The 24,913-nt window shown below is 71.1% G+C and carries 20 protein-coding genes, 1 tRNA gene and 1 pseudogene; 10 read left to right on the forward strand and 12 right to left on the reverse strand.

The annotated features are described in order from the left end of the window. Positions 1–267: 267 nt before the first annotated feature. From ABD901_RS02025 to ABD901_RS02035, 3 genes are read left to right on the forward strand one after another with little or no spacing between them, the layout of a single operon-like run. On the forward strand, positions 268–1,026 hold the full coding sequence (locus ABD901_RS02025; RefSeq protein WP_345120516.1) for a class E sortase: 759 nt from the start codon (positions 268–270) through the stop codon (positions 1,024–1,026). Between the two features lie 4 nt (positions 1,027–1,030). Next, a complete protein-coding gene (locus ABD901_RS02030; protein ID WP_345120518.1) occupies positions 1,031–1,312 on the forward strand; it encodes a hypothetical protein in 282 nt (93 codons plus the stop codon). A 9-nt stretch (positions 1,313–1,321) separates the two neighbouring features. Next, positions 1,322–1,966 carry an aminodeoxychorismate/anthranilate synthase component II gene (locus tag ABD901_RS02035; protein ID WP_345120520.1) on the forward strand — a complete coding sequence of 215 codons (645 nt, stop codon included), beginning with the start codon at positions 1,322–1,324 and terminating at the stop codon, positions 1,964–1,966. A 111-nt stretch (positions 1,967–2,077) separates the two neighbouring features. Here the strand turns inward: ABD901_RS02035 and pknB are convergent, their stop codons facing one another. The 8 genes and pseudogenes from pknB to ABD901_RS02070 all read right to left on the reverse strand — a co-directional run bounded on the left by pknB (position 2,078) and on the right by ABD901_RS02070 (position 11,389). Beyond that, on the reverse strand, positions 2,078–3,811 hold the full coding sequence (pknB, locus tag ABD901_RS02040) for a Stk1 family PASTA domain-containing Ser/Thr kinase (RefSeq protein ID WP_345121124.1): 1,734 nt from the start codon (positions 3,809–3,811) through the stop codon (positions 2,078–2,080). 71 nt (positions 3,812–3,882) lie between these two features. After that, positions 3,883–4,143: a hypothetical protein gene (locus ABD901_RS58955; protein WP_425556651.1), complete on the reverse strand. Its 261-nt coding sequence runs from the start codon at positions 4,141–4,143 to the stop codon at positions 3,883–3,885. 209 nt (positions 4,144–4,352) lie between these two features. After that, positions 4,353–5,619 (reverse strand): annotated as a pseudogene (locus tag ABD901_RS58960) (serine/threonine-protein kinase); the annotation flags it as partial. 13 nt (positions 5,620–5,632) lie between these two features. Beyond that, positions 5,633–7,153 (reverse strand): peptidoglycan D,D-transpeptidase FtsI family protein, encoded by a 1,521-nt coding sequence (locus ABD901_RS02050; RefSeq protein WP_345120521.1) that lies wholly within the window; start codon positions 7,151–7,153, stop codon positions 5,633–5,635. Continuing rightward, positions 7,150–8,655, reverse strand: a complete 1,506-nt coding sequence (locus ABD901_RS02055) for an FtsW/RodA/SpoVE family cell cycle protein (RefSeq protein ID WP_380137418.1) — start codon at positions 8,653–8,655, stop codon at positions 7,150–7,152. Before ABD901_RS02055 ends, ABD901_RS02050 begins: the two co-directional genes overlap by 4 nt. A gap of 46 nt (positions 8,656–8,701) precedes the next feature. Beyond that, complete coding sequence (locus ABD901_RS02060; protein ID WP_345120522.1) at positions 8,702–10,120, reverse strand: PP2C family protein-serine/threonine phosphatase; 1,419 nt, start codon at positions 10,118–10,120, stop codon at positions 8,702–8,704. Further along, positions 10,117–10,596, reverse strand: coding sequence for an FHA domain-containing protein FhaB/FipA (locus ABD901_RS02065; RefSeq protein WP_345120523.1), 480 nt, complete (start codon positions 10,594–10,596; stop codon positions 10,117–10,119). The genes ABD901_RS02060 and ABD901_RS02065 overlap by 4 nt, the downstream gene beginning before the upstream one ends. A gap of 40 nt (positions 10,597–10,636) precedes the next feature. Continuing rightward, positions 10,637–11,389 carry an FHA domain-containing protein gene (locus tag ABD901_RS02070; RefSeq protein ID WP_345120524.1) on the reverse strand — a complete coding sequence of 251 codons (753 nt, stop codon included), beginning with the start codon at positions 11,387–11,389 and terminating at the stop codon, positions 10,637–10,639. Between the two features lie 192 nt (positions 11,390–11,581). Here ABD901_RS02070 and ABD901_RS02075 point away from each other — a divergent pair. From ABD901_RS02075 to ABD901_RS02085, 3 genes are all read left to right on the forward strand, one after another. Further along, positions 11,582–11,664: transfer RNA gene (locus tag ABD901_RS02075), tRNA-Leu, on the forward strand. Positions 11,665–11,825: 161 nt separating this feature from the next. Continuing rightward, positions 11,826–12,899 (forward strand): NAD-dependent epimerase/dehydratase family protein, encoded by a 1,074-nt coding sequence (locus tag ABD901_RS02080; RefSeq protein WP_345120525.1) that lies wholly within the window; start codon positions 11,826–11,828, stop codon positions 12,897–12,899. Between the two features lie 12 nt (positions 12,900–12,911). After that, on the forward strand, positions 12,912–13,718 hold the full coding sequence (locus tag ABD901_RS02085) for a WecB/TagA/CpsF family glycosyltransferase (protein WP_345120526.1): 807 nt from the start codon (positions 12,912–12,914) through the stop codon (positions 13,716–13,718). Between the two features lie 259 nt (positions 13,719–13,977). On the opposite strand, the gene ABD901_RS02090 is transcribed toward ABD901_RS02085, so the two are convergent. The 3 genes from ABD901_RS02090 to ABD901_RS02100 form a co-directional block, all read right to left on the reverse strand. Further along, complete coding sequence (locus tag ABD901_RS02090) at positions 13,978–14,274, reverse strand: hypothetical protein (protein ID WP_345120527.1); 297 nt, start codon at positions 14,272–14,274, stop codon at positions 13,978–13,980. A 518-nt stretch (positions 14,275–14,792) separates the two neighbouring features. Further along, complete coding sequence (locus tag ABD901_RS02095; protein WP_345120528.1) at positions 14,793–15,020, reverse strand: DUF397 domain-containing protein; 228 nt, start codon at positions 15,018–15,020, stop codon at positions 14,793–14,795. Further along, on the reverse strand, positions 15,020–15,820 hold the full coding sequence (locus ABD901_RS02100; RefSeq protein ID WP_380137421.1) for a helix-turn-helix domain-containing protein: 801 nt from the start codon (positions 15,818–15,820) through the stop codon (positions 15,020–15,022). Before ABD901_RS02100 ends, ABD901_RS02095 begins: the two co-directional genes overlap by 1 nt. A 374-nt stretch (positions 15,821–16,194) precedes the next feature. Here ABD901_RS02100 and ABD901_RS02105 point away from each other — a divergent pair, with 374 nt between their 5' ends. Beyond that, entirely contained in the window at positions 16,195–16,467 is a 273-nt protein-coding gene (locus ABD901_RS02105; protein ID WP_345120531.1) for a hypothetical protein, read from the forward strand. Between the two features lie 91 nt (positions 16,468–16,558). Here ABD901_RS02105 and ABD901_RS02110 read toward each other — a convergent pair whose 3' ends face one another. Next, positions 16,559–17,749 (reverse strand): PASTA domain-containing protein, encoded by a 1,191-nt coding sequence (locus ABD901_RS02110; protein WP_345120532.1) that lies wholly within the window; start codon positions 17,747–17,749, stop codon positions 16,559–16,561. 149 nt (positions 17,750–17,898) lie between these two features. Here ABD901_RS02110 and ABD901_RS02115 point away from each other — a divergent pair, with 149 nt between their 5' ends. From ABD901_RS02115 to ABD901_RS02125, 3 genes are all read left to right on the forward strand, one after another. After that, positions 17,899–19,272 carry a hypothetical protein gene (locus ABD901_RS02115; protein ID WP_345120534.1) on the forward strand — a complete coding sequence of 458 codons (1,374 nt, stop codon included), beginning with the start codon at positions 17,899–17,901 and terminating at the stop codon, positions 19,270–19,272. 296 nt (positions 19,273–19,568) lie between these two features. Then, a complete protein-coding gene (locus tag ABD901_RS02120; RefSeq protein WP_345120536.1) occupies positions 19,569–21,788 on the forward strand; it encodes an MMPL family transporter in 2,220 nt (739 codons plus the stop codon). Positions 21,789–21,859: 71 nt separating this feature from the next. After that, positions 21,860–24,760 (forward strand): helix-turn-helix domain-containing protein, encoded by a 2,901-nt coding sequence (locus ABD901_RS02125; RefSeq protein ID WP_345120538.1) that lies wholly within the window; start codon positions 21,860–21,862, stop codon positions 24,758–24,760. The last annotated feature ends 153 nt before the right edge of the window (positions 24,761–24,913 follow it).

A 24,913-nucleotide genomic window follows, 5' to 3' on the forward strand; every position in this document is an offset into this window, starting at 1 on the left:
CCCCCGCCCGCGACCCCGCCGTCTTCGCCGCCCCTGTCTTCGCCGCCGCCTTCACCCCCGCTGCCTTCGCCACCGCCGGCGGATTCGGCCGATGCGACCGCGATAATCCCGAAAATCACCCCGGACGCGGACCAAACCGCATATATTCCGAAATTCAGCGGGCCGCCCGCGGAAGCAACTGCCATCCTCGCGAAACTTCCACAGAAGCCCCCCTCCGACGAGCCCGCCCAGCCGACCGAGCCCACCCCCGAGGCCAAGCCGGAAGCAGTGGACGCCAACGGCGCCATCGTGGTGCCACTGCGCCCGGTCCGCACCGAGGAAGGGTACCGGAGCGTGTACTCCGAATATACGCGAACAACGTTCGGCTCGGTGGCGCGCACCGTCAGCCGGACCACGGGCGAGGTGCTCATCACCTTCGGCCTGATCGTGCTGCTGTTCGCCGGCTACGAGGTCTGGGGCAAGTCCGCCATCGTCGACGCGCACCAGGACGAGCTCAACCACCAGCTCGAGGAGCAGTGGGCGCAGCAGCCGACCGTCGGGCCGAGCACGACGCCGAGCGTGGTCAAGCCGCCCAACGGCGCCGTCATCGCCTCGGTGCACATCCCGCGGCTGAAGAAGAAGTGGGCCATCGTCCAGGGCGTCACGCCGGCCGACATCCGCTACGCGCCCGGCCACTACCCCGACACGGCCCTGCCCGGCCAGATCGGCAACTTCTCCATGGCCGGGCACCGGACCCCGGCCATCTGGTGGGACCTGGACCAGCTCAAGCCCGGCGACCCGGTGATCATCAAGACCGCCGACACCTGGTACGTGTACCGCGTCGTGGGCCACGAGGTCGTGCTGCCCACCGCCGTGCAGGTGGTCGCGCCCGTGCCCGACAAGCCGGGCCAGGCGCCGACGAAGGCGATGCTGACGATGACCACCTGCAACCCGAAGTTCAACAACTACCAGCGCTACGTCGTGCACGCCGAACTCGACCGCTCCCAGCCCGCCGCCGACGGCGACCCAGCCGAGCTGAAGGGCTGAGCGCGTGTACTCGTGGATCTGGCGGCACATCCCGTTTCGGCAGTGGCAGCTCAAGGCGCTCGTCTCCGCCGCGCTCATCGCCGGCGTCGGCGCCCTGCTGTGGTACGAGGTCTTCCCCGCCGTCGAGCCGATCCTGCCCTTCGACGACGTCCAGGTCGAGACCAACGACCCCGGCGCGGACACATCCGTGGAGAGCCCGGCCGCGCGACCGTCGGGCAGCACGATTCCGCGCAGCCCAGCGCCGGGCGCGACCAGCACTACCCCGCCAATGGTGCTTCCGAGTTAGGTGACCCCCGTGCGCGTGCTCGTCATCGACAACTACGACTCGTTCGTCTTCAACCTGGTCCAGTACCTGGGCCAGCTCGGCGTCGAGTGCGACGTCCGGCGCAACGACGAGATCGGCGTCGCCGACGTCGGCGCGGCCCGCCCGGCCGGCGTGCTGCTCTCCCCCGGCCCCGGCACGCCCGAGCGGGCCGGCATCTGCATGGCGGTCATCGAGGAGTACGCCGGCAAGCTGCCCATCTTCGGCGTCTGCCTGGGCCACCAGGCCTTCGGCGCCGCGTTCGGCGCCACGGTGACCCGCGCGCAGGAGCTGCTGCACGGCAAGACCTCGCTGGTGGAGCACAAGGGCCAGGGCGTGCTCGCCGGGCTGCCGGACCCGTTCATCGCCACGCGGTACCACTCGCTGGCCGTTGTCGAGGAGACGCTCCCGCCGGAGATCGAGGTGACCGGCCGCACCGAGTCGGGCGTCGTCATGGCGATGCGCCACCGCGAGCTGCCGATCGAGGGCGTCCAGTTCCACCCCGAGTCGGTGCTCACCCAGGGCGGCCACCTCATGCTGGCCAACTGGCTGGCCGTGTGCGGGCTGCCCTCGGCCCTCGAGCGGGCCCCCGAGCTCGTCGCCGAGGTCGAGGCGCGCCGGGTCGCGGCCTTCGCGTAACGAGCGTCACCGAGAGCGGTTACGCCGCCGAAAGTGTGAGCCTGTGCACAACCCTGTGGATAACTGGCCAGTTATCCACAGGGCACCGTATGTAGCGCCCGCGCCCTTTGCTCAGGGAGTCGCGCTGCCGCTCGGCTTCGGCGTCCCGCCCGACGGGTTCGTGGTCGGGTTGTTGTCGGACTGGCCGATGCGCAGCACGATCTGCTCGGTCTTCGGGTACACCTTGCCGATCGTCTGCTTCGCGCCGACCACCAGGCCGACCTTCGAGTCGTCGGTGACCGTCGTCACCGTCGTGCTGACGTTGATGAAGCCGTACTGCTCGAGCAGCGCCTCGGCCTGCGCCGGAGTCTTGTTCACGACGTCGGGCATGGTCGCCTGGTTGAACTTCGACACGAAGATCGTGACCGTCGAGCCGGCCTTGACCTGGGTGCCCGCCGGCGGATCGGACGCGACGACCTCGTCCTTGGGCTCGACGCCGTCGCGCTCGGCGATCACCGCGTTGAGGTGCATCCCCTGCAGCTGCTGGGCCGCCTGGTCCTTGTTGAGCCGGGTCAGCGACGGGATCGTCAGCAGCTGCGGCGCGCCGCAGATCGTGTAGTCGATCTGCGTGCCCTTCTTGACCTGCTTGCCGGCATCCGGGTTCTGCGTGAGGACGGTGCCGGCCTGGCAGTTCTGCGAGGGGTCCTGCCGCGGGTCGCCGGACAGGTTGGCCTGGCGCAGGATGGTGCTGGCCTCGCCCTCGGTGTGCCCGGTGATCTTCGGCACCGTCGCCAGCGGCTCCTTGTTGGCCAGGTAGAGGCCGATCGACAGGGCGGTGACCGCCAGCAGCCCGAGGATGGTCAGCGCGACCACGACGCCCGTGGAGCTCTTGCGCTTCTGCCGTTGGTTGGCGCGCGACGGCTGGCGCGAGGCCGGCGGCGCGGGCCGGTACTGGGTGGCCTGCTGTGCCATGACCGTGGCCATCTCGTCCTCGGTCATGACCGGCGGCGCCGACACGGGCCGGCCGGCCGCCGCGCGCATGACGTCGGCCCGCATCTCGCCGGCGCTCTGGTACCGGTTGAGCGGGTTCTTGGCCAGCGCCTTGAGCACCACGGCGTCAACGTCGGGCGTCACGTCGCGGTTGCTGCTGCTCGGCGGCCGCGGGTCCTCCCGCACGTGCTGATAGGCCACCGAGACGGGGTTGTCCCCGACGAACGGCGGGTGGCCGCACAGCAGTTCGAAGATCACGCAGCCGGTCGCGTAGACGTCGCTGCGGGCGTCGACGGGCTCGCCGCGGGCCTGCTCCGGCGAGAGGTACTGCGCCGTGCCGATGACCGCCGACGTCTGCGTCATGGTCGTCGCGCCGCTGGCCAGCGCCCGGGCGATGCCGAAGTCCATCACCTTGACCTGGCCGGTCTGAGTGAGCATGACGTTGCCCGGCTTGATGTCGCGGTGGATGATCCCGTGGCGGTGGCTGAACTCCAGCGCCGCGCAGATGTCCGCCGTGATTTCCAGGGCGCGCCGGGGCATGAGCCGCCCCTCGGCCGCGAGCACCTCCTTGAGGGTGCGGCCGTTGACGAACTCCATGACGATGTACGGCAGTTCCTCGCCCGCCGGGCCCCGCTCCTCGCCGGTGTCGTAGACGGCGACGATCGCGGGGTGGTTGAGGGAGGCGGCGTTCTGCGCCTCCCTGCGGAACCGCAGTTGGAACGTGGCGTCGCGAGCGAGGTCGGTGCGCAGCGTCTTGATCGCGACGTCGCGGCCGAGCCGCAGGTCGCGACCCCGATGGACCTCGGCCATACCGCCATAGCCGAGCAGCTCCCCGACCTGGTAACGGCCGCCGAGGAGGCGCGGCTGGGCGGTCATGTCGTGTCGTCCTTCGGTCATCGACTAATACCTTGCCACGTCTTGCGACAAGAACACATTCGGGTTGTTTGTCAGCCCGGCACGCAAAGGTTGCCGACCAGCTTCATCGGCGGCTCGCACGTCTTCGACGTTCCCGGCTGCGGGTTGGCCGACTGCGACGGCTTGCCCGTCGAGTCGTCCCCGGGCGGGGTCGTCTGGTCGTCGATCTTGCCGATGTTGGCGTAGATGGTGATCGCGCTGCCCGCCGGCACGGCCTCGCCGCACGGCTGGACCTCGACGACGGCATTGGGCAGGTAGCCCTGCGTCGGCTTGGGCGCGATGGTGACCGTCATACCCTTGCGCTCCAACTCCCGCTTGAGGAAGTCGGCCTGCTGGAACCTCGGCTTGCACTCGATCGGCACCGGACGCCCGGTCGCCTTCGGCGGGGTCGGCGACGCCGAGGTCGGCGCGGTCGTGGTCGGGTTGTCGCCCACGTTGCTGGACGGATTGTCGTCGCCCTTGGTTGCCAGCCAGATGCCGCCGATGCCGACCAGCACCAGCAGTACCACCGCGAAGACACCCACGATGAGCACGTTGTTGCGCTTGCCGCCGTTGCCCCGCGAGCCCGAGCCGCTGGGCCGCGGCGGCTCGTAGCCCCCGGGTCCGCCCATGTCGTAGCCGCCGGGCGCGCCCATGTAGGTGGCCGTGTCGTTGGAGGGCGGGGGCGGCACGCCGGCCGCGCCGCGCGCCTGGTGGCCGCCGAGACCCGCGGCCGCGCCGGGCGCGCCGGGGGTCGCGCCGGGCATGATCCGGGTGCCGCCGACGCCGGAGGTCGGCGGCCCGGACATCGGCGAGCCGGACATCGGCGACATCGGCTGTCCGCCGTAGCCGGGCGAGACGGGCGAGCCGGAGACCGGCGGCCCGGATACGGGGTTGCGGCCGGTCGGCGACCCGGGCGGGCCCATCGGGGCGCCCATGGGCGCGACCGCCGGGCCGGTGGCCGTCCCGCCGGACATCTGCCCCGAGACGCGGCGGGCGGCCTGTGCCAGCGCCGCGGCGCTGGGCCAGCGGGCACCCGGGTCCTTGGCCATCGCCCGCTCGACCAGCTGCGCCACCGGCGGCGGGATGTCGGGCGGCAGCGGCGGCGGCAGGTCGCGCACGTGCCGCATCGCGATCTCGAGCGGGTTCTCGCCCTCGAACGGGCGCACGCCGGACAGGCACTGGTATGCCACCACGCCGAGCGCGTACACGTCGGACAGCGGGGTGGCCTGCGAGCCGGAGGCCTGCTCGGGCGAGATGTAGGAGGCGGTGCCCAGCACCGAGCCGGCCGCGGTGAGCTGCGCGACGGCGGCGGAGCGAGCGATGCCGAAGTCGGTGAGCACCAGCGTGCCGTTGGGGCGCACGAGCAGGTTGCCGGGCTTCACGTCGCGGTGGACGATGCCCTTCTCGTGCGCGGCGTGCAGCGCGTCGGCGGCCTGTGCGATGAGCGCCATGGCGCGGGCCGGGGTGAGCCGGCCGACCCGGGACAGGGTGCGGGAGAGCGCGTCGCCCTCCACGTACTCCATGATCAGGAAGGCGGTGCCGTTCTCGCTGCCGTAGTCGTAGATGTCGACGACGCCCGGGTGGTTGATCGTCGCCATGGTGCGCGCCTCGCCCCGGAAGCGCTCGGCGAAGCCGGGCTCCTCCAGCAGCGCGGGCAGCAGCACCTTGATCGCGACCGTGCGGCCGAGCACCTCGTCGGTGCCGCGCCACACGTCACCCATTCCGCCGCCGGCGATGCGTTCGTCCAGGCGGTAGCGACCGCCCAGGGTGGTGCCGGCGCTCAACATGTCGCGCACCTCATTATCGAATGCCCTTTTCGTCCGCGTATGCCTTCATGACCAGGCCGCCGATGCGGGCCGCCTCGGCGCTGCCACCTTTGCCAGCGTTCTCGAGGAAGACCGCGACCGAGACGACCGGCTTGCCGTCCTTCAGGGCAAAACCGATGAACCAGCCGTGGTCCTGTGCCTCCTCGCCGTCCTGCGCCGTACCGGTCTTACCACCGACCTGCAAGCCCGAGATGCGCGCGCTCTTGCCGGTGCCGTCGTCGGCGGACACGACGCTGAACATCATGTCCTGCAGTTCGTGCGCGACGTCGGCGGTGATGGGGGTGCGCAGCGTCTTGGGCTCGGTGTGGTCGGCGATCGACAGATCGGAGTTCTGCAGGCGGTCGACAACGTACGGGCGCATCTGCTTTCCGTCGTTGGCAACCGTCGCCGCAATCATGGCGCCTTGCAGCGGAGACATCTTCACCTCGCGCTGTCCGATGCTCGACTGAGCGACGGCCGGCGGATCGACGCGGTTGTCCGAGCCGGCGGTCATCGAGCCGGTGTGGCTGGCCACGATGCCGCAGTAGTTGTGGTCCTGGTCCTCGACGAAGCGGGGCTCCGACTCGAAGCCGAAGGCCTGCGCCATCGACTTGAGCTTGTCCGCACCGACCCGCTCGACGCCCATCCGGGCGAACACCGTGTTGCAGGAGACCGTGAGGGCCTGCTTCATCGTGATCTGGTCGGGGCAGACGCCGGTGTGCGAGTTCTTGATCTGGAAGTCGGAGACCTGCGGCGGCTTGTAGAACTCGCCGCCCGGCACGATCGAGTCCGGCGTGAGCGAGGAGTCCGCCGTCATCGCGGCCGCGGAAGTGATGATCTTGAAGGTCGAGCCCGGCGGATAGATTTCCGACACCGCGCGGTTCAGCAACGGCTTGGCCGGGTCGCCGTTGAGCGTCTTGTAGTTCGCGGACGCGGCGTTGATGTCGTGGGTGCTCAGCAGGTTGGGGTCGTAGCTGGGCAGCGAGACCTCGGCGAGGAGCGCGCCGGTGTTCGGGTCCATCGCCACGACCGCGCCGCTCTTGACCTTGAGCTTGTTGGCGCCCAGTGCCTGGTACGCGGTGTCCTGCGTCGCCTTCGACAGCGTCAGCAGCACGTTGCCGCCGGCCGGCTCCTTGCCGGTGAACATCCCGGCGATCCGGTCGGCCGCCTGCTTGTCCGAGGTGCCGATGAGGAAGTCGTTGTTGAGCTTCTCGAGGCTGGTCGAGCCCAGGTTGACCGGCTTGTAGCCGAGCACGTGGGCGTACTCGTCCCTGAGCGGGTACGTGCGCAGGAACTTCAGCGAGTCGCCGGTCGACTGGGCGTCGGCGAGCACCGTGCCCTTGGCGTCGGCGATCTTGCCGCGCGGCCGCTCGTACTCCGTCGCCTGGACCCGCGCGTTGTGCGAGTCGGTCCGGTAAGCGTCGGCCATGACGACCTGCCGGTAGTTCAGGTTCAGGAACAGCAGGGCGAACAGGACCAGTACCACGACGCCGACCCGGCGCAGCGGGGCGTTCATCGCACAACCTCCGTGGGCATCTCTTTGATCTGTACCGGCCCGCCGCCGCCACCTCCGGTGGAGATCCCGCCGAGACCGATCGACGGCGGACCGCCGGCCGGGCGACGGCCCGCATCGGAGATGCGCAGCAGCAGGCCGATCAGCAGCCAGTTGGCCACCAGCGACGAGCCGCCCGCCGAAAGGAACGGCGTGGTCTGGCCGGTCAGCGGGATGAGCTGGCTGATGCCGCCCACGATGACGAACACCTGCAACCCCACCGTGAACGCGAGGCCGCCGGCGAACAGCTTGCCGAAGGAGTCCCGCACGTTGATCGCGGCGCGCAGGCCGCGCTCGACGAGCAGGACGTACACCACCAGCAGGGCGGTCAGGCCGAACAGCCCGATCTCCTCGCCCAGGCCGGAGAAGATGAAGTCGGTGCGCACCTCGGGCACCTTGGTCGGCTGCCCGGCGCCGGGCCCGGTGCCGGTGAGCCCGCCGGTGCCCAGGCCCAGGAGCGACTGGACCAGCTGGTAGCCCTTGTTGTTCGCGTCGCCGAACGGGTCGAGCCAGGTGGTCGCGCGCTCGGAGAAGTTCAGGAACGGCCCGCCGATGGTCTTGCCCAGGAAGTACGCCAGGAACGCGCCGCCGAGGAACAGCCCGAGGCCGATGATCAGCCAGCTGACCCGCTCTGTGGCCACGTAGAGCGTGACGACGAACAGGCCGAAGTACATCAGCGAGGTGCCCAGGTCCTTCTCGAACACGAGGACCATGAGCGACATAAGCCACACGCCCACGACCGGGCCGAGGTCGCGCCCGCGCGGGAAGTCGATGCCGAGGAACCGCTTGCTCGCCAGGGACAGCACCTCGCGCTTGCGCACCAGGTAGTAGGCGAAGAAGACCAGCAGGCAGATCTTGGCGAACTCGCCCGGCTGGATCGTGAAGCCCGGCAGCTTGATCCACAGCTTGGCGCCGTTGATCGCGGAGTACCGGGCCGGCAGCACCGCGGGGATCAGCACGAGGACGATGCCGGCGAGGCCGAGCGTGTAGGCGTACCGCGAAAGGGACCGGTGATCGCGGACCACCGCGAGCAGCACGACCGCGCCGATGACCGCGACCGCGGTCCAGCCCAGCTGGCGGAAGCCGTCACCGCCGAAGACGCTGAGCCCGGCCCGGTCGACCGCCTTCGTGCCGGCCAGGTCCAGCCGGCGCAGGAACGCCACGCCGATGCCGTTGATGAGCGCGACCGCCGGCAGGATCACGGGGTCGGCGTAGGGCGCCAGGAAGCGGACCGCCACGTGCGCGACCCCGAAGATGATCGCGATCATGGCGGTCTGGAACCAGAAGTCGGACGTGACCTCGCCGATCGCGTTGCCCTCGACCACCGCCGCATAGACGGTGAGGATGGCGATCACGAAGACGAGCAGGCCCAGCTCGACGTTGCGCCTGGTGCGCGGGCGGGCCGGCGCGGAAACGCCCGCTCCGCCGCCCGTGGGCGGCGGAGCCGGGATGGCGGTGGCGGTCACGACTGAGTTCCTTTTCGCCTCGGCACGTCTGTTCGTCCCAGCGCTGTCAGCAGCTTGCCGCGGGGGTCGGGGTCGGCGTGGAGGTCGCGGTCGGCCCGCCCGTGGAGGACGGCGTGCCGGCCGGGTCGTTGGCGGGCGCGCTGACGCCGCCGCTGGTGGGGGTCGACACGGAGATGGACGCCGTTGCGGAGTCCGAAGGTTGCGCCGTCGGGCAGGCCTGCTTGCGCGAGGGGTTGCTCGGGTCCTCCAGGTCGGCCATCTTGTCCTGGGCCTGCTGGAGGTTGTCGACCTGGATGCCCTGCCTGACGTTGCCCTGAGCGGCCGGCGTCAGGTCGTCCAGGGTGAGCGTGGGGCTCTCCTGGTAGACCTCCGACAGGTGCAGCCAGGCGATCTTGCCGGGCACGCCCTTGAAGATCGCAACCCGGCCGGCGTCGGTGGCGCCGACGTAGTACCGCGACTGTGTCACGCTCCAGCCGTACCAGAGCCCGCCGCCAAGCAGCCCGAGCAGCACCACGAGGAGGATCGCCGTGCGCAGCGGGTGGCGGCGGGAGCGCGGCTCCCCCTCCTCCTGCGACTGCGCCGCGGCGGCGGTGTGCCCGCGCGGGTCGGCGGGGTCGTCCGGCACCGGCGGACGCGGCGCGGCGAGCGCGGCGCCCCGGGCCGAGGACATCGACTGGTCGGCAGAGGTCGCCATGCCCCGGTCCTGGGCGGCGGCGCCGCCCACGATCGGCCGCTCCTCGACGATGTCCTCGTCGGTCACGTCGGCGACGATCACGGTGATGTTGTCGGGCCCACCGCCGCGCAGGGCGAGCTCGATGAGCCGCCCGGCGCACTGGTTGGGGTCGACGTACTCGCGCAGCGTCGACTCGATGGTCTCCGCGCTCACCACACCGGAGAGCCCGTCGCTGCACAGCAGGTACCGGTCGCCGGGCTTGACCTGGCGCACGGAGTACTCAGGGTCCGCGTCGCGGCCGTCCAGCGCCCGGGTCAGCAGGGATCGCTGCGGGTGGCTGTTGGCCTCTTCGAGGCTGATGCGGCCCTCGTCGACGAGCATCTGGACGTAGGTGTCGTCCTTGGTCACCTGGGCGAACTCCCCGTCGCGCACAAGGTACGCACGGGAGTCGCCGATATGGACCATGCCCATCTTGGAGCCGGAGAACAGCATGGCGGTCAGGGTCGTACCCATGCCCTCCATGGCCGGGTTCTCCTCAACCGCATCCCGGATCTGCTGGTTGGCCAGGTCGACGGCGCCCCGAAGGGTGTCGATCATGGCGTTACCGGGCACGTCTTCGTCGAGTGGCGCCATGGTGGCGATGACAATGTTGCTGGCGACGTCACCGGCGGCCATGCCGCCCATGCCGTCGGCCACGGCAAGCAGCCGCGGTCCGGCGTACACGGAGTCCTGGTTGCCACTCCGGATCAGACCGCGGTCGCTGCGAGCCGCATAGCGCAAGGTGAGGGTCATGGCCGTAACTCGAGAGATGTGCGGCCGATGCGAATCGGCACGCCGAGGGGGACGGGGGTAGGTGCGCTGACCTTGGTCTTGTCGAGGTACGTCCCGTTGGTCGAGCCGAGATCCTCTAGGTACCACTGGCCGGCGCGCGGCACGAGGCGGGCGTGCCTGGACGAGGCGTAGTCGTCGGTGATCACCAGCGTCGAGTCCTCGGCCCTACCGATGGTGATGGGCGCCTCGCCGAGGGTGATGCGAGTGCCCGCCAGCGCACCGGCGGTGACGAAGAGCTGGTTTGCGGTCTTCCCGCGCTTGACTTTCGCAGGACGGCCAGGAGCCGTCACCGCACCAACCCCCCGGGGTGCGGCGACGATCCGGCTCGAACGCGAGCCCGCGAACAGGTCCCGGCGGATCACTCCCACCACTGTGAACACGAAGATCCACAGCAGCACGAGCAGCCCGTACCGGGCAACCGTGATGACAAATTCCATCTACGACGCGCTCATTCAGATCCGCCTACGTAACGTACGGTCATCCATCCACGCGGTAAGTCAGCGTGGTCGTGCCGAGCTGGATCATGTCACCCGGGTTCAGCGCGACCGCAGAGACGCGCTGACCGTTGACCATCGTGCCGTTCGTGGAGCCGAGATCGGTCAGTACGACCTGAGCCCCGTCGAAGTCGAGCCGCGCGTGACGACGCGAGATCCCGACATCGGGGAGCCGCATGTTGGCCTGGTCGCCCCGGCCGATCACGGTCGAACCGATCGACAGAGGGTAGCTTCGCCCGTCGCCGGACACCAGTCGAACGTTGCGGGCCGGCCCGCCGGGGCCTCCGGGCGGGGGGCCGTAGCCGCCGCCACCCTGGTTGTAGCCGCCATACGGGTCCGGCGGCGGCGGCTGAGCCACGTCGGCGCCGGTGTAGACCTCAGCGGTCACCCGGAACATGCCCGTGTCCAGCCCGTCGCCGCGCTCGATCTCGACGATGACGTCGCCGTACACCGTCCAGCCCTGCTCGCCGATGAACTCCGCCTGCGACTGCGCAAGCTCCTGCGCGAGCGCGGCGGCGTACGGCGCCAGCCGACTGTGGTCATAGGGCGACAGGTCGATCACGTAGCGATTCGGCACGAGCGTGCGCCCGCCTGCCAGAATTGCCTTGTGGGCTTCCGCCTCCCGTTGCATGGCGTTGAGGATCTCCACGGGGTGGACGACCCCCTTGAAGACCTTTGCGAAGGCCCCCTCGACCAGGCCCTCAAGGCGCTTCTCAAAGCGCTGCAGCACACTCACCGGTTCCTCCTCGGGTTCCGAGGCCATGATGGTATCCGGACGTCGCACGCCCGTATGCAAGCTGACCGGCTGGCCCGTGCTACTCTTCCGTGGCGCCCAGGGAAGCCTAGTGCCTACCCGGTGATTTCGCCGAGTGGGACTTAGGTTATGCTCTGACGCGCCAGGGCCCAAGGAAGTCACTCCAGGGTCCCAGGGGAAGTGGCGGAATGGCAGACGCGCACGGTTCAGGTCCGTGTGCCCGAAAGGGCGTGGGGGTTCAACTCCCCCCTTCCCCACCGCTGATGTGAGGGCTCGCGCCGGAAGGCACGGGCCCTTCGCCATTTCCCGATGGTCAAATACATGACTCCGGCCCACAGCGGCGGCAAGAGGCTCCCCGCGACTCACGGTATGCTCCGAAACGGTTTGGACTACGCCGTCATCCTTGGGAGTTCTCCTCGTGAGCGTTGCACTGGTCACCGGCTCGGCCGGCCTCATCGGCTCTGAGGCGGTGCGGCACTTCGCGTCCCTCGGGCTGGACGTCGTCGGCATCGACAACGACATGCGCAAGCGGTTCTTCGGCAACGAGGCCTCCACCGCGTGGAACGTTGTCCGCCTGACGAGTGACCTCGGTGAGGCCTACACGCATCACGACGTGGACATCCGCGATCGCGACGCCGTCGCCGGCATCTTCCAGCGCTACGGCAAGGACATCGCCGTGGTGATCCACACGGCGGCCCAGCCGTCACACGACTGGGCGGTCCGCGACCCCTTCACCGACTTCGACGTCAACGCCGGCGGCACGCTCAACCTGCTGCAGAACGTCCGCGAGCACTGCATCGAGGCGCCGTTCATCCACTGCTCGACCAACAAGGTCTACGGCGACCGGCCCAACAGCCTGCCGTATCAGGAGCTCGAGACCCGCTGGGAGATCGAGCCCGGGCACGAGTACGAGAACGGCATCAAAGAGGACATGTCGATCGACGCCTGCCTGCACTCCGTCTTCGGCGCCTCCAAGGTCGCCGCGGACGTCATGGTGCAGGAGTACGGCCGCTACTTCGACATGAAGACCGCCTGCTTCCGCGGCGGCACCCTCACCGGCCCCGCCCACTCGGCCACCGAGCTGCACGGCTTCCTCGCCTACGTGATGCGCTGCAACATGGAGCGCCGGACCTACCGGATGTTCGGCTACAAGGGCAAGCAGGTCCGCGATGCGATCCACAGCCACGACGTGACCAGCGCCTTCGAGGCCTTCTTCCGCAACCCGCGCTCCGCGGCCGTGTACAACCTCGGCGGCGGCCGCCACTCCAACACCTCGATGCTGGAGGCGTTCGCCCTGGCGCAGCGCATCACCGGCAACGAGATGGTCACCGAGTACCACGAGGCCAACCGCGTCGGCGACCACATCTGGTGGATCGGCTCCAACGAGAGCTTCCAGCTGGACTACCCGGACTGGAAGCAGGTCTACGACGTGCCGATGATCTGCCAGGAGATCTACGAGGCCAACGTCGACAAGTGGACCCCGGAAGCCTGAGACGGATCGGCCGTGATTGACAGAGGCAAGCACAACGTCCTCGGCGTCGAGGTCAGCGCCGTCGACTACGACAGTGCCGTCGACAAGGTGATGGGCGCTGCCCGCGAGGGCGGCTCGCTCGCGGTCACGGCGCTGGCCGTGCACGGCGTCATGACGGGCGTGCAGGACAAGGCGCACGGCGCCCGCCTCAACTCGTTCGACCTGGTGACCCCGGACGGCCAGCCGGTGCGGTGGGCACTCAACCTGCTGCACCACGCGCAGCTGGCCGACCGCGTCTACGGCCCCGACCTGACGCTCAAGGTCCTGGAGTCCAGCGCCGCCGAGGGCCTGCCGGTGTACTTCTACGGCTCGACCCAGGAGACCCTGGACCGCCTGGCCGGGAAGCTGCACGAGCGCTTCCCCGCGCTGAAGATCGCCGGCATGGAGCCGTCGAAGTTCCGCACGGCCCAGCCCGGCGAGCCCGAGCAGATCGCCGCGCGCATCAAGTCCTCCGGCGCGCGGGTCGTCATGGTCGGCCTCGGCTGCCCGCGCCAGGAGGTCTTCGTCTACGCGATGAAGCACCTGGTCGACGCCCCGATGCTCGCCGTCGGCGCCGCCTTCGACTACCACGCCGGCGGCCTGAAGAACCCGCCGCCGTGGATGCAGCGCTACGCCCTCGAGTGGCTCTGGCGCCTGGGCCTCGAGCCCCGCCGCCTCTGGCGCCGCTACATCCTGCTCAACCCGAACTACCTGGCCCGCCTCGGCGCCCAGAAGACCCGCGTGTGGCGCGCCGCGCCGCCCGCCCCGGCAACAGAGCCCCTGACCAGCTTCGCGGTCTGAGCCGCGCCCGACGCGCCCAGCGCCCGCTCTACGGGGCCTGGGCGCGTCTGCGTCGGTTGCCCGGTCGTGCCTGCCCTGGCTCGCGCGAAGCGCGGAAGCGGGCCGGCGGTGCGCTGCGGTGCTCCGAAGGAAAGTGCCCCACAACGCCGATGGGCGCCCCTAGGGCGCCCATCCGTGCGTTCGGCCGTCCCGGCTAGCGGGACCAACCAACAATGTCCGAAATATCACACCAACGGCCGATCAACCGGCCGCGGCCGCATCAGCGGCCCGTGATCGCGTCGACCTTGGCGGTGCGGCGCTTGAACGTCCCGCGCTTGTCGAAGGCGCGCTCGGCCGGCCACAGCATCAGCGCCAGCGGCGCGGCGATGTACCAGCGGTCGAGCATCACGTAGGCGACGATGTTCGCGACGACACCGAGTGCGTAGAGCCCGACCAACCAGTCGACGCGCTTCTCGCCGATGCCGCGCTTGTTGTAGGCGTCCAGGACGCCGAACGCGCCAATACTCAGGGCCAGCAGGCCGACACCGCTCACGACTGCGAAGATCAGATCGGACACGTCACTCACCCTTGCCTCCCCGTTACCACCGGCGAACCCGACCCAAGCTAAGCGGACATTTCAAGATCGACCATCAACTTTGCGACACCGCCGGGGGCCGAACGTTCCGTACCAATCGGGCATTCGGCCGATTTCACTGATCTTGCGCAACCACCCAAATCGGCCGGTCGGCGCCGGTCTCGAGGCAGATCTCCGCCCATTCGCGGCGTGCCGTCCACTTTTCGGGGGCGCTGTCCGATTCGCGGTGCGCCGGCCACGCCGCAATGGCGACGCGCGGTTCGCCGTGTGTCGCGCCGACCGGCAGTACCTGACGGGCCCCGGTCGCGCGTTTTCGGCGCACCCGGAGCCCGTCCGACCTCCCCAGGTCGAGTCCTCCCTGCTTTCTACAGGTTGCGGATCGACCTGTCGATAGACAGGCAGGTGCGCGTAACGACCACGCCGGAGCCACGAAACAAACCGGCCCGCCCCGCAGGCATCACGCCGCGGAAACGGGCCGGCCGGTTGCGCCCCGGCGCGCGTCACGCCAGATCGAACTCGCCGTCCTTGGTGCCGTCGACGAAGGCCAGCCACTCCTCCGGAGTGAACAGCAGTACCGCGCCGGCCTTGTCCTTCGAGTCGCGGAGCGCCACAGCCCCACCGACGAACGCGACCTCGACGCAGTTGTCCGAGTACGGACCGCTGCGGGTGCTCTTGCGCCACGCGGCACCATCGAGGTTCACGCTGAAGCCCTTGGCTTCGATTTCCACTACAGCTCCTTTGTCAGCTTCACGAACATCGACACTGACTCGTCCGGACGGAGTGCGTTGGCGCGCAAGTAGTCAAAGATGAATCCGTAGCGCTGAAGCTCGTCGTCCTTCTCGAGGAAGAGCCCGCCGGCAGCGTTCGAGGCGAACACGAAGTTCTGCCCGGCTGACTCGTCGTACAGCAACATCGTGAATGCCCCATCCATCCCGGCATGCGCGCCGGCGGAGAAGGGCAGGACCTGCAGGGTCACGTTCGGCCAGGTCGCCGCCAGGCTCAGGTGCTCGAGCTGCCGGCGCATGACCGCCCTTCCACCGATCGGGCGGCGAAGGACAGCCTCGTCCAGCACCACCCAGAGATCGATCGGGTCATCCTGAGTGAGCAACGACTGGCGGCCCATTCGGACACGCACCCGTTTCTCGACATCCGTGGCGCCGATGTCGGGGCGGGCGGCGTGGATCATCGCCTGCGCGTACTCCTCGGTCTGCAGCAGTCCGGGCACGACGAGTGCCTCGTAGGAGCGGATGTGGTCGGCCGCGGCCTCGAGCCCGACGTAGGCGCTCGTGAGCACGTCGCCGTAGAGCTGCCACCAACCCTTCTGCCGCGCCTCGCGCGCGATCTTCAGCAGTTGGTCGGCGTATTCGGGGTCAACGCCGTAAATGTCCAGCATGTCGCGGACGTCGCGGGGCGTGACGCCGGTCTGGCCGGTCTCGATCCGGGAGATCTTGGATCCGGAGCACTCGAGCCGGTCGGCCACCTGGTCGATGGTGACGCGCGCGGCCTCGCGCAGCCGTCGCAGTTCCATGCCCAGCTGCCGTCGTCGGAGGGTGGGGCTGCCACGTCGACTTGCCACGTTGTCGCACCTCCGCGCTGCGGGACCTACGTAGATAACTTACGTATAGATCAGCGCAACATCGTAAAGCCATGCAAGGCGACGAGACAGGACAATCGGCGACTCATACCTGCGGTGGAAAATTTCTTTTGCAAGTTGCATTGATCAGGATTCTCGGGCAACCTGTGCGTGTGGCTGGGGTCACGGATTGTTCACTTGCCCGATCAATCCGTCCCAGGCGGACGCAGCGACAAACGATCCAACCGATCGGCGGTCAAGGGCCCAAATCACCGCGATAGGCCCCAAACCGACCTTCCCATTAGCCGACGGAAGACGGGAGTCCCACCGTGTTGCCGAGGACCGGTGACGTGCTGCGCGTGACCAGGACCGCGAGCGTCCAGTTCGCACAGCCAATACTGTTCCGGGTGATCAGAGTGCACGACTGGCAGACATACGACGGCTGGGCCTGGCTGGACGGGTACCAGCTCAACGCGGCCGGCGACGCAGTCGAACGCCGCACCATCTTCGTCCAGCTCCTGGGCCTGCGGCCCGGCTTCGTCGCCCGCAACCAGCGCGCCAACACACTGACGCGCGCCCGGGTTCCGGTCGCCGTCGCCTGAACAGCGCTGCCGGCCACCTCCCCGGTCCGGGTGCGGACCGGCGGGCGAGGTGGCCGGCAGCTCTCGTAGCGCGTGGCCCTACGTCTTTCTCTCAGTCGCTCGCCGACGCACTCGGGCCCGGCTTGGCCGGGGATGACACCGGAGCAGCCACGATCAGGGTGACCGTGTCCCCCGCGTTGACCGTCTCGCCCTCGCCGGGCCGCGTGGAGAGCACCTCGCCCGGCGGCAGCGAGCCGTCGGCCTTGCGCTCCACCTCGACGTTCAGCCCGAGCACCTGCAGCTTCACCGTGGCATCGGCGAGCGTGTTGCCGCGCAGGGCCGGGATCACGACCTGCCCCGGCGGCGGCGCGCTCGAGGTCGGGGCCTGCGAGGTTGGCGCCTCGGAGGTGGCCGCCGGCGGCGACGTCGTCGGCGCGGGCGGCGACGGCAAGGTCGTGACGACGCTCGGCTCGACCCCGCCGGGCGCGTTCTGCCCGTTCACGGTCGCGCGATAGATGAGGAACAACCCGAAGGCCAGCGCGGCGACCATCACCAACGCCACCATGCCCACGAAGACCGGCCTCAGCCAGGACCGCCCCTGATACGGATCCTCTTCCTCCACCCACTCCTGCGGCGCGGGTCGGCGCAGCGCGGGGTCGCCGGGCTGCGGCACTCCGGCGCGCGCCGACCACCGCGCCCCGTCGTCGGCCGGCGGCTGCACCCGCGTTCCTTCGCCCTCCCCCGGCTGCACCCGGGTCGCATCCCGCGGCGCCTGCCTCCGCGTGGCGTCGGCGTCCTCGGCCGGATGGGCCCGCGTGACGTCCGCGTCCCCGGCCGGATGGGCCCGCGTGGCATCGGCGTCCGCGGCGCGGTGCGGCTGCGTCGTCTCCTCGCCCGCCGGCGGGTACGCCGACGTCGCGTCGGATCGCACACGCGGGTGAACCTGCGTCTCGTCGCCGCCGCGCGGCCGGCGCGGCTGGGTCGTCTCGTCGCCGGGCTCCGGCGCAGGTCGGTACGGCTGCGTCGGCTCCTCACCGGGCTCCGGCGCGGCTCGGCGCGGCTGGGTCGTCTCGTCGCCGCGCTCCGGCGCAGGTCGGTACGGCTGCGTCGGCTCCTCACCGGGCTCCGGCGCGGCGGGGCGGAGCCGGGTCGTCTCGTCGCCGGGCTCCGGCGCAGCGGGGCGGGGCCGGGTCGTCTCGTCGTCCGCGGGCGGGTTGATGCGCGTGGCGTCGGTATCGTCCCGGTCGTCGCCGGGCCGTCCCGCACCGGCCTGATCGGGCGAGCTGTCCGCGCTGTTCGACATACCTCCAGTTCACCACCTTGTCCGACTTGTCCGCCCGCCCGCGCCAACCTGCCCATCCGCGAACGCCTCTAACACGGCGCACGACGGGGCGCTGACGTTCCCGCGACTAAGACTCGCCCGTGTGGACGGCTGGGCGTACGCTGCGCGGCATGGCGGCACGAAGCTGGGGAACCTCTATATTCACGGCGATCGGCGTCGCGGCCGGCGCCGGTGCGGCGCAGCTCGGGCTGGGGTACGGGCTGGGGATCATCGCCTGGCAGCCGACCGGCAGCAGCGCGACCGTCTGGGTGAGCAGCCTGGCCTGGGTGACGTGGCTCGCCGCGTCGTCGACGGTCATCGGCGCCGTGTGCGCCGACCGGCTCGCCGGCGCGGGCGCCCCCGTCCCGGCCGACCCCGACAGCGTCGGCGGGCAGGCCCTGATGATCGCCTGGCGCGTGGTGATCGCGCTCGCGGCGGCCGTCGGCTCGCTCATCATCGTCCCGCTCGTCGCCATCCCGGCGCGCCTGCCGCGGCCGGACAACGCCGCGCCGTACTTCACCGCCGGCGGGTACGCGATCGCCGGCCTCATCCTCGGCCTGCTCATCGCCGTCGGCGCGCTCGCCGCCCGGGCCATCGCCGCGAACATCATCGCCTCGTCCGCCTGGCTGTGGACGCTCGCCGTGGTCGCGGTCGCAGATGTGGTACGAGCGGACGGCGACACCGCCACGGCCGCCCAGCTCGGCACCTGGCAGTTCACCGACGCGACCTGGGTGAACGGCATGGTCAACCTGCCCGGCGCCCTGCTCATGCTCGCCATCGCCCTGGTCATCGGCAGCCTCGCCGCCTGGCCGGCCGGCCGCCGAGGCGACAACCGCGTCGGCGTGGCGATCTCCGGCGCCGCCGGCCCGCTGCTAGTGGCCGTCGCCTACTTCCTGGCCGCGCCCGCGCTCGGCGAGCACGACCAGCACCTGTCGGCGTTCGTGATCGCGCCGTATGCGGTGCTCGCCGGCCTGGCCGGCTCCGTCATCGTCTCCGCGGTCGGCCCACGCGGCTCCCGCGCCCGGGCCCGCGCCGTGCGCCGCGCCGCCGCGGACGAGCGCGACGCCCGCTCCGCCGCCGAGTACTCCGACTGGGCCGCCGCCCTCTCCGCGGCCGACGCCGCCGAGTCGCGCCGCGGCGACGACGACGAGTCCGCGACCGACCCGGTCTACGCCTCGTCGTCGAGCCGCTCCCGCGAGCCGGTCTCCGTCGGCGCCGGCGAGATCGACTCCGCCACCGACCTCGAGTCCGACGCCTACGCCCCGTCGCGCGCCTACGGCGGCAGCGACTCCGCCGGCAGCACGTACACGTCGGACGCCGCCAAGCGCGCCTACGCCGAGGACACCGTCGACGAGGACCCCGCACCGGCCAAGTCCTCGAGCACGTCGACGAGCTCCGGCCGCGCCTCCGTCGCGCCGCTGTGGCCGAGCGAGGCGGCCAACGACGCAAGCTCGTCGAAGCCGACCGGCCGCACCAAGCGCGGCCGCGGCAAGCCCACCGACTAGCCGCTGTTCAAGCTCGCTGCGCTCGCGCCGAGGGAGCTTCGCTCCACCCGAACCCCCTCAAACCCGCAGCGCGCGCCCGGACGACGAGCACGTTCGCGGTCATCGTCGGACCAGCCGGCGTATCGTCCGCAGCCGCTCCGGCTTCGGCGCAGGCCTGATCACGAAATTTGCGATTGGCGCTGGACACAAAGGGCGCGCCCCAGCGGACGGCCGAGGACCGCGAGCGGGCAAGGGCGAGGGGCGGGCCGCCGGGACGGAGGATGTCCGGCGTACGCCAGGCGTGCTTGCATACTGCGATGTTCGTGAAACTGGGCGCGCTCATGGACCGTGGCCGCTGGGTCGTCGTCGGCGCGTGGCTCGTGGCGGCGATCGCCGGGGCGGTGTTCGGCGGGGGGCTCTTCGACCGGCTGGTCACCACGGACACGAACCGCCCCGACAGCGAGTCCGCCGTCGGCAAGCATCGCATCGACGAGCTCGCCCCGACCGGCGCGCTGGTGTTCGCGGTCATCGAGGGGTTGCCGCCGTACGACCCGAACCTCGTCGCGAGCGTCTCCGACGCGGCGCGCGAGATCCGCGGGCTGCGCGGGGTGAAGGAGGTCAACGATCTCTACACCGGCGTCGGCGGTCGCATCGGCGCCGACAACCGCAGCGTGATGATCCAGGTCGAGCTCGACCCGGCGCTCGCCGACGCGCCGCGCGAGGCGCTCGAGGACCGGGTCAAGGCGCGCCTGGAGCAGATCAAGGCGCCGACGGTCCGGGTCGGCGGCACCAAGCTCGCCGAGCGCGCGTTCGCCGACCAGTCCGTGCACGACCTGGCGATCGGCGAGAGCGTCGCGTTCGCCGCGCTGCTCGTCGCGCTGTTCCTCATCTTCGGCGGGATACTCGCCGCCACGCTGCCGCTGGCCGTCGCGATCGCCGGCGTCACCGGCTCCCTCCTGCTGCTGCTCGGGATCAGCTACGCGACGCGCGTGAGCGAGTACTCGCTGAACGTCGTCACCCTCCTCGGCATCGGCCTCGCGGTGGACTACTCGCTGCTCATCGTCGCCCGGTACCGCGAGGAGCGCCTCCGTCACGATCCGCACGAAGCGCTGGTCGTGGCCATGGACCGGGCCGGGCGCGCGGTCGCCGTCTCCGGCGTGGCCGTCGCGCTGACCATGGCCGGCCTGACCGCGTTCGCCGAGCCGCTGCTCGCCGCGGTCGCCCTCGGCGGCGCCGCGGTCGTGGCGGTGGCGACGCTGGCCGCGCTCACGCTGGTCCCGGCGCTCATCGCGCTCGCCGGCACGCGCATCCGGCCGCAGGGCGAAGGCTTCCGGCTGCCGTTCAAGCACCGCCAAGGTGTACCGCCCGAAGCCCGCCGATCCGCCGTGCCCACGCAGCGCAAGGACAGTGCGACCGAGCCGCGCAACGGCACGGCGTCGAAGCGCCGGGAAGGCGGCGCGTCCACGCAGCGCCAGGGTCTGCTCGCGCGGCTCGCCGCGCGAGCGCAGCGGGAGCCGGGGCGGGTCGCCGGGCTCGCGACCGTGGGCCTGCTGGTCCTGGCCGCGCCCCTGCTGGGTGCCAACCTGGCCAACTCCGACGCCCGGGCGCTTCCGCGCGGGAACGAGGCTCGCCAGGCGTACGACATCATGAGCTCGAAGTTCTTGAACAACGAGGCGGATCCGGTCGTCGTGCTCGTCCAGGCCGGCCCGGAGCGGGCCGAGGTCCGGGACCTGATGAACCGCATCGCCAACGAACTGCCGCAGGACCTGCTGCGCCAGGACCTGCGCGACAAGGTGCCCGCCGGCTGGACCGTCCTCGAGCTGACCCCGAAGGGCGGCGTCGGCGGCGAGCAGGGCTACGACCTGGTCCGCCGCGTGCGCGCCATGCCCACCCCGTTCGCGAAGTGGGTCACCGGCCCGGCCGCCGAGGTCGTGGACTACCGCAACTCCCTGGCCTCGCGGCTGCCCGCCGCGGCGCTGATCGTTCTGCTGGTCACCATGGTGATGCTCTTCGCGCTGACCCGCTCGGTGGTCATCCCGATCAAGGCCGTCCTCATGAACCTGCTGACCCTCGCCGCGACGCTGGGTGTGCTCGTGGTGCTGTTCCAGTGGGGCTGGGGCGAGGTACCGCTGTTCTTCGACTCGTGGGGCGGCCTGGACCTCACGACGCCGGTGCTGCTGTTCGTGTTCGTCTTCGGCCTGTCGATGGACTACGAGGTGTTCCTGCTGGCGCGGATCAAGGAGGAGTACGACCAGCGCCCCGACACCAACCGTGCCGTCCTGCGCGGCATCTCCCGCTCCGGCCCGGTCGTCACCGCCGCCGCGATCTGCATCGGCATCGTGTTTCTCGGCTTCGCCGCGGGCGGCCTGGTCGCAGTGAAGGAGATCGGCGTCGGCATGACGGTGGCGATCATCATCGACGTGACGGTCGTCCGAGGCCTGCTGCTGCCGGCGCTCATGGCCATGCTGGACGCCTGGAACTGGTGGGCCCCGCCGTTCCTGCGCCGCCGCCGCGTCCCGGAACCGGCCCGAGCGTGAGATATTGACAACGGTCGTGGTTCCGACGCCCGCCTTCTTCGGACCCTCTTTCGCCCGTACCCTTCCACAACATGTCTCCAGTTGCGGATCATGATCCGCGAAACGCCGGGGCGACCTTCGCCGCGACGCTGCGAGCCCGCCGCCTCGCCAGGGGACTGACCCAGGACGAACTGGCCACCCGCGCCAGGCTCGGCGTGCGCACCCTGCGCGAGCTCGAGCGCGGCCGGGTCGCCCGCCCGCAGCGCAACACGGTCGCCCTGCTCGCCGACGCCCTGGGCCTGACCGGCCCGGACCGCGATTCGTTCCTGTCCGCCGCCATGGGCCGCGCATCACTGTCCAACCCGGCGACCGGCGAGTTACATACCAGTTCGGATCACGGCAGGTCAGATGTGCCGGAGGCCGGCATCGCGGGGACCGACCGCACCCGAAGAGCGGACGCGGACCTCGGACACACCGCCGCGACGCCCGGGCCGACGTCCGACGCGGCCCAGCCTCGGCGGACTCCGCAAGGCCTCGCGCCGAACGTGCCCACACAGCGCGGCCCGAGCCCTCAGTTCGGCAACCAAGGGTCCAGCAACCAAGGGCCCGGCAACCAAGAGGCCGGCAGTCGAGGGGCTGGCCATCAAGAGCCCGGCGAACAGCGGCCGGTCGACCCGAGCCCGGTGCGGTCGTCCCGGGGCACACTGCCGCTGCCGACGCTGCCGACGCTCATCGGCCGCGACAACGACATCGCCGAGCTGCTGGCGCTCCTCGGCGTGCCGACCGCGAACAGCGCCGACACCACGACGGCCTCGAGCCGTCAGGCCCCCGCTGCCGGACCGGGTGGGCAGGGGGCCGCCGAGCTCGCGCCCGGGCGTGCGGCCGAGGTCATCGCGCTCATCGGCATGGCCGGAGTCGGCAAGACCGGCCTGGCCCACACGGTCGCGCATTCCGCGGCGGCCGCCGGCTGGACCGCCGTCTCCATCACCATCACGAACATATCCCAGCCCACCGACATTTTTGCCGCAGTCGCCGCCGTCTTCGGGGTCGCGCGCGTGGACGAGCTGGTGGAGAGGTACGCCGCACACCGCGAACGTCCGGCGCTGCTCGTGCTCGACGGGGTGGACCGCTCGCCGCGCGCCGTGGTCGAGGCGCTCGGGTGGCTGCGCGCGCGCCTGCCGACCGTGCGCATCCTCGCCACCTGCCGGCGGCCGCTGTCCGGGGAGCTGCCGGGGGCCGTGGACTGGCAGGTCCTGCCGCTGGAGACGCCGGCGGCGCCCGAGTCCGAGGCCGGCGTCGACGTGGCGGCGATACGACGGGTCCCGGCCGTTGCGCTGTTCGTGGAGCGGCTGCGGCTGGTGCGTCGCGAGCCGGCCCGCGACGACGAGATTCCCACGATCGCCGAGCTCGTGCGGCGGTTCGACGGGCTGCCGCTCGCGATCGAGCTGGCGGCGGCCCGCGGGCGGGTGTTGGAGCTGGCGGAGCTGCTGTCGCGGTACGGTAACCGCGTTCTTGATCTTGCGGCCACGGACCCGGCGGGGCATCGGCTGCGCGACGCGGTCGCGGCGAGCTATCAGCTGCTCGCCGAGCGGGAGCAGGCGGCGCTGCGGCGGCTGTCGACGTTTCGCGGGCGGTGGTCCGTGGAGCTCGCCGAGGCGCTGCTCGACGGCGTGGTCGGGGACGTCGAGGCCGTGCTGGACCGGCTCGTCGGGCTCGGCCTGGTGAGCGTGCGCGGGCCGGGCGACCTGCGCTTCCGGCTGCTCGACGTGGTGCTCGACTTCGCCGCCGAGCGTTGCGCGGACGCGGGCGAGCTGCGCGCGGCCCGGCTGCGCCACGCCGAGGTCATCACGCGCGCCGTCGTGCGCGTCTCGGCGGGGCTCACGGGGCCGGACAGTGCCGCCGCCGTCTCACGCCTGGACTACCTCAACAGCGACATTCGCACGGCGCTGCGGTACACCGCCGTCCGCGAACCGGACCTCGCCCTGCGCCTGGCGGGCGCGATTCCGCGCTGGTGCCGGCTGCGGGGCCGCGACGTCGAGGCGCACCAGCTGCTGCGCCGGCTGCTCGACGATCGGCGCACGCAGGAGTGCGATCCGGGGGTGCGCGCCTGGGCCCAGGTCGGCGCCGCCATGCTCGCGATGGCGCACGGGCGCGGGGTCGGCGAGCTGTACGCGACCGAGGAGGCCGTGCAGGTGCTCACCGTGCGCGGCGACGTCATCGGCGAGCTCACCGCGCGGGCGCTGGTGGCCGGGATCTGGCAGGCGCTCGGCGGCACCGACGAGGCGCGCCAGCACAACGAGCTGGTGCTGGGCCTGGCCATCCGCACCGGCCGCGTCCGCGAGATCGCCGTCGCCCAGAACAACCTCGCCTGGAACGACGTGCTTGCCGGCGACCTCGCCACGGCCGCGCGGCGGCTCGCGGCGGCCGGCCGGCGGGCGGCGGAGGCGGGCGACACGCGCATCCGGGCGCTCACCGAGGCCAACCTCGCCGAGGTCGCGCGCCTGGACTGCCGGTTCGACGACGCGGTCGCCCTGGCCCGGCAGGCCGCGGCCGTGATCGCCGAGGTCGGCGACCCGACCCATCGCGTGCGCGTCCTCGGCACCCTCGGCCAGGCGTTCGCCGAGGCCGGGCGCGCGAGCGAGGCCGCCGGGGTGCTGGCCGAGCTGGCCGCGGTTCCGGGCAGCAGCGGCACGGCGGCGCTGATCGAGGGCTACCTGGCGCTGTCCCGCGGGGACCGCCGGGCCGCGGCGGCCGCGTTCGAGTCGGCGGCGAACCTGCTGGCGGGCCGCGACGACGTACGCGACGTGCTCGAGGCCCTCACCGGCCTCGCCGCGAGCGCCGAGCCGCCCCAGCGGGAGCGGGCGATCGAGGAGCTGGCCGGCCTGCGTGAGCGGGGGCGGATGGCACTGCTGGCCCGAGAGCATCGGCTGCTGGCGGCTCTGAAGGGCACGGACGAAGACCCCCTGGCTGCGTTGACACGCCTGCCCACCTAGCTTCGTCCGTGCCGGCCCCACCGGGGCGCGCTGCACCTCCCCGGCCGCCGACGCTAGCCCAGCCGGTAAGGTTGAAACCCGATTTTTCCGACTTGTACCTCGGGCCGATCCCAGACCTGCCGGTAGTTCTGCCGGTATCCGCCCCCGGACCCG

The sequence above is a fragment of the Dactylosporangium darangshiense genome (assembly GCF_039537565.1).
In the GTDB taxonomy this organism is placed as follows: domain Bacteria; phylum Actinomycetota; class Actinomycetes; order Mycobacteriales; family Micromonosporaceae; genus Dactylosporangium; species Dactylosporangium darangshiense.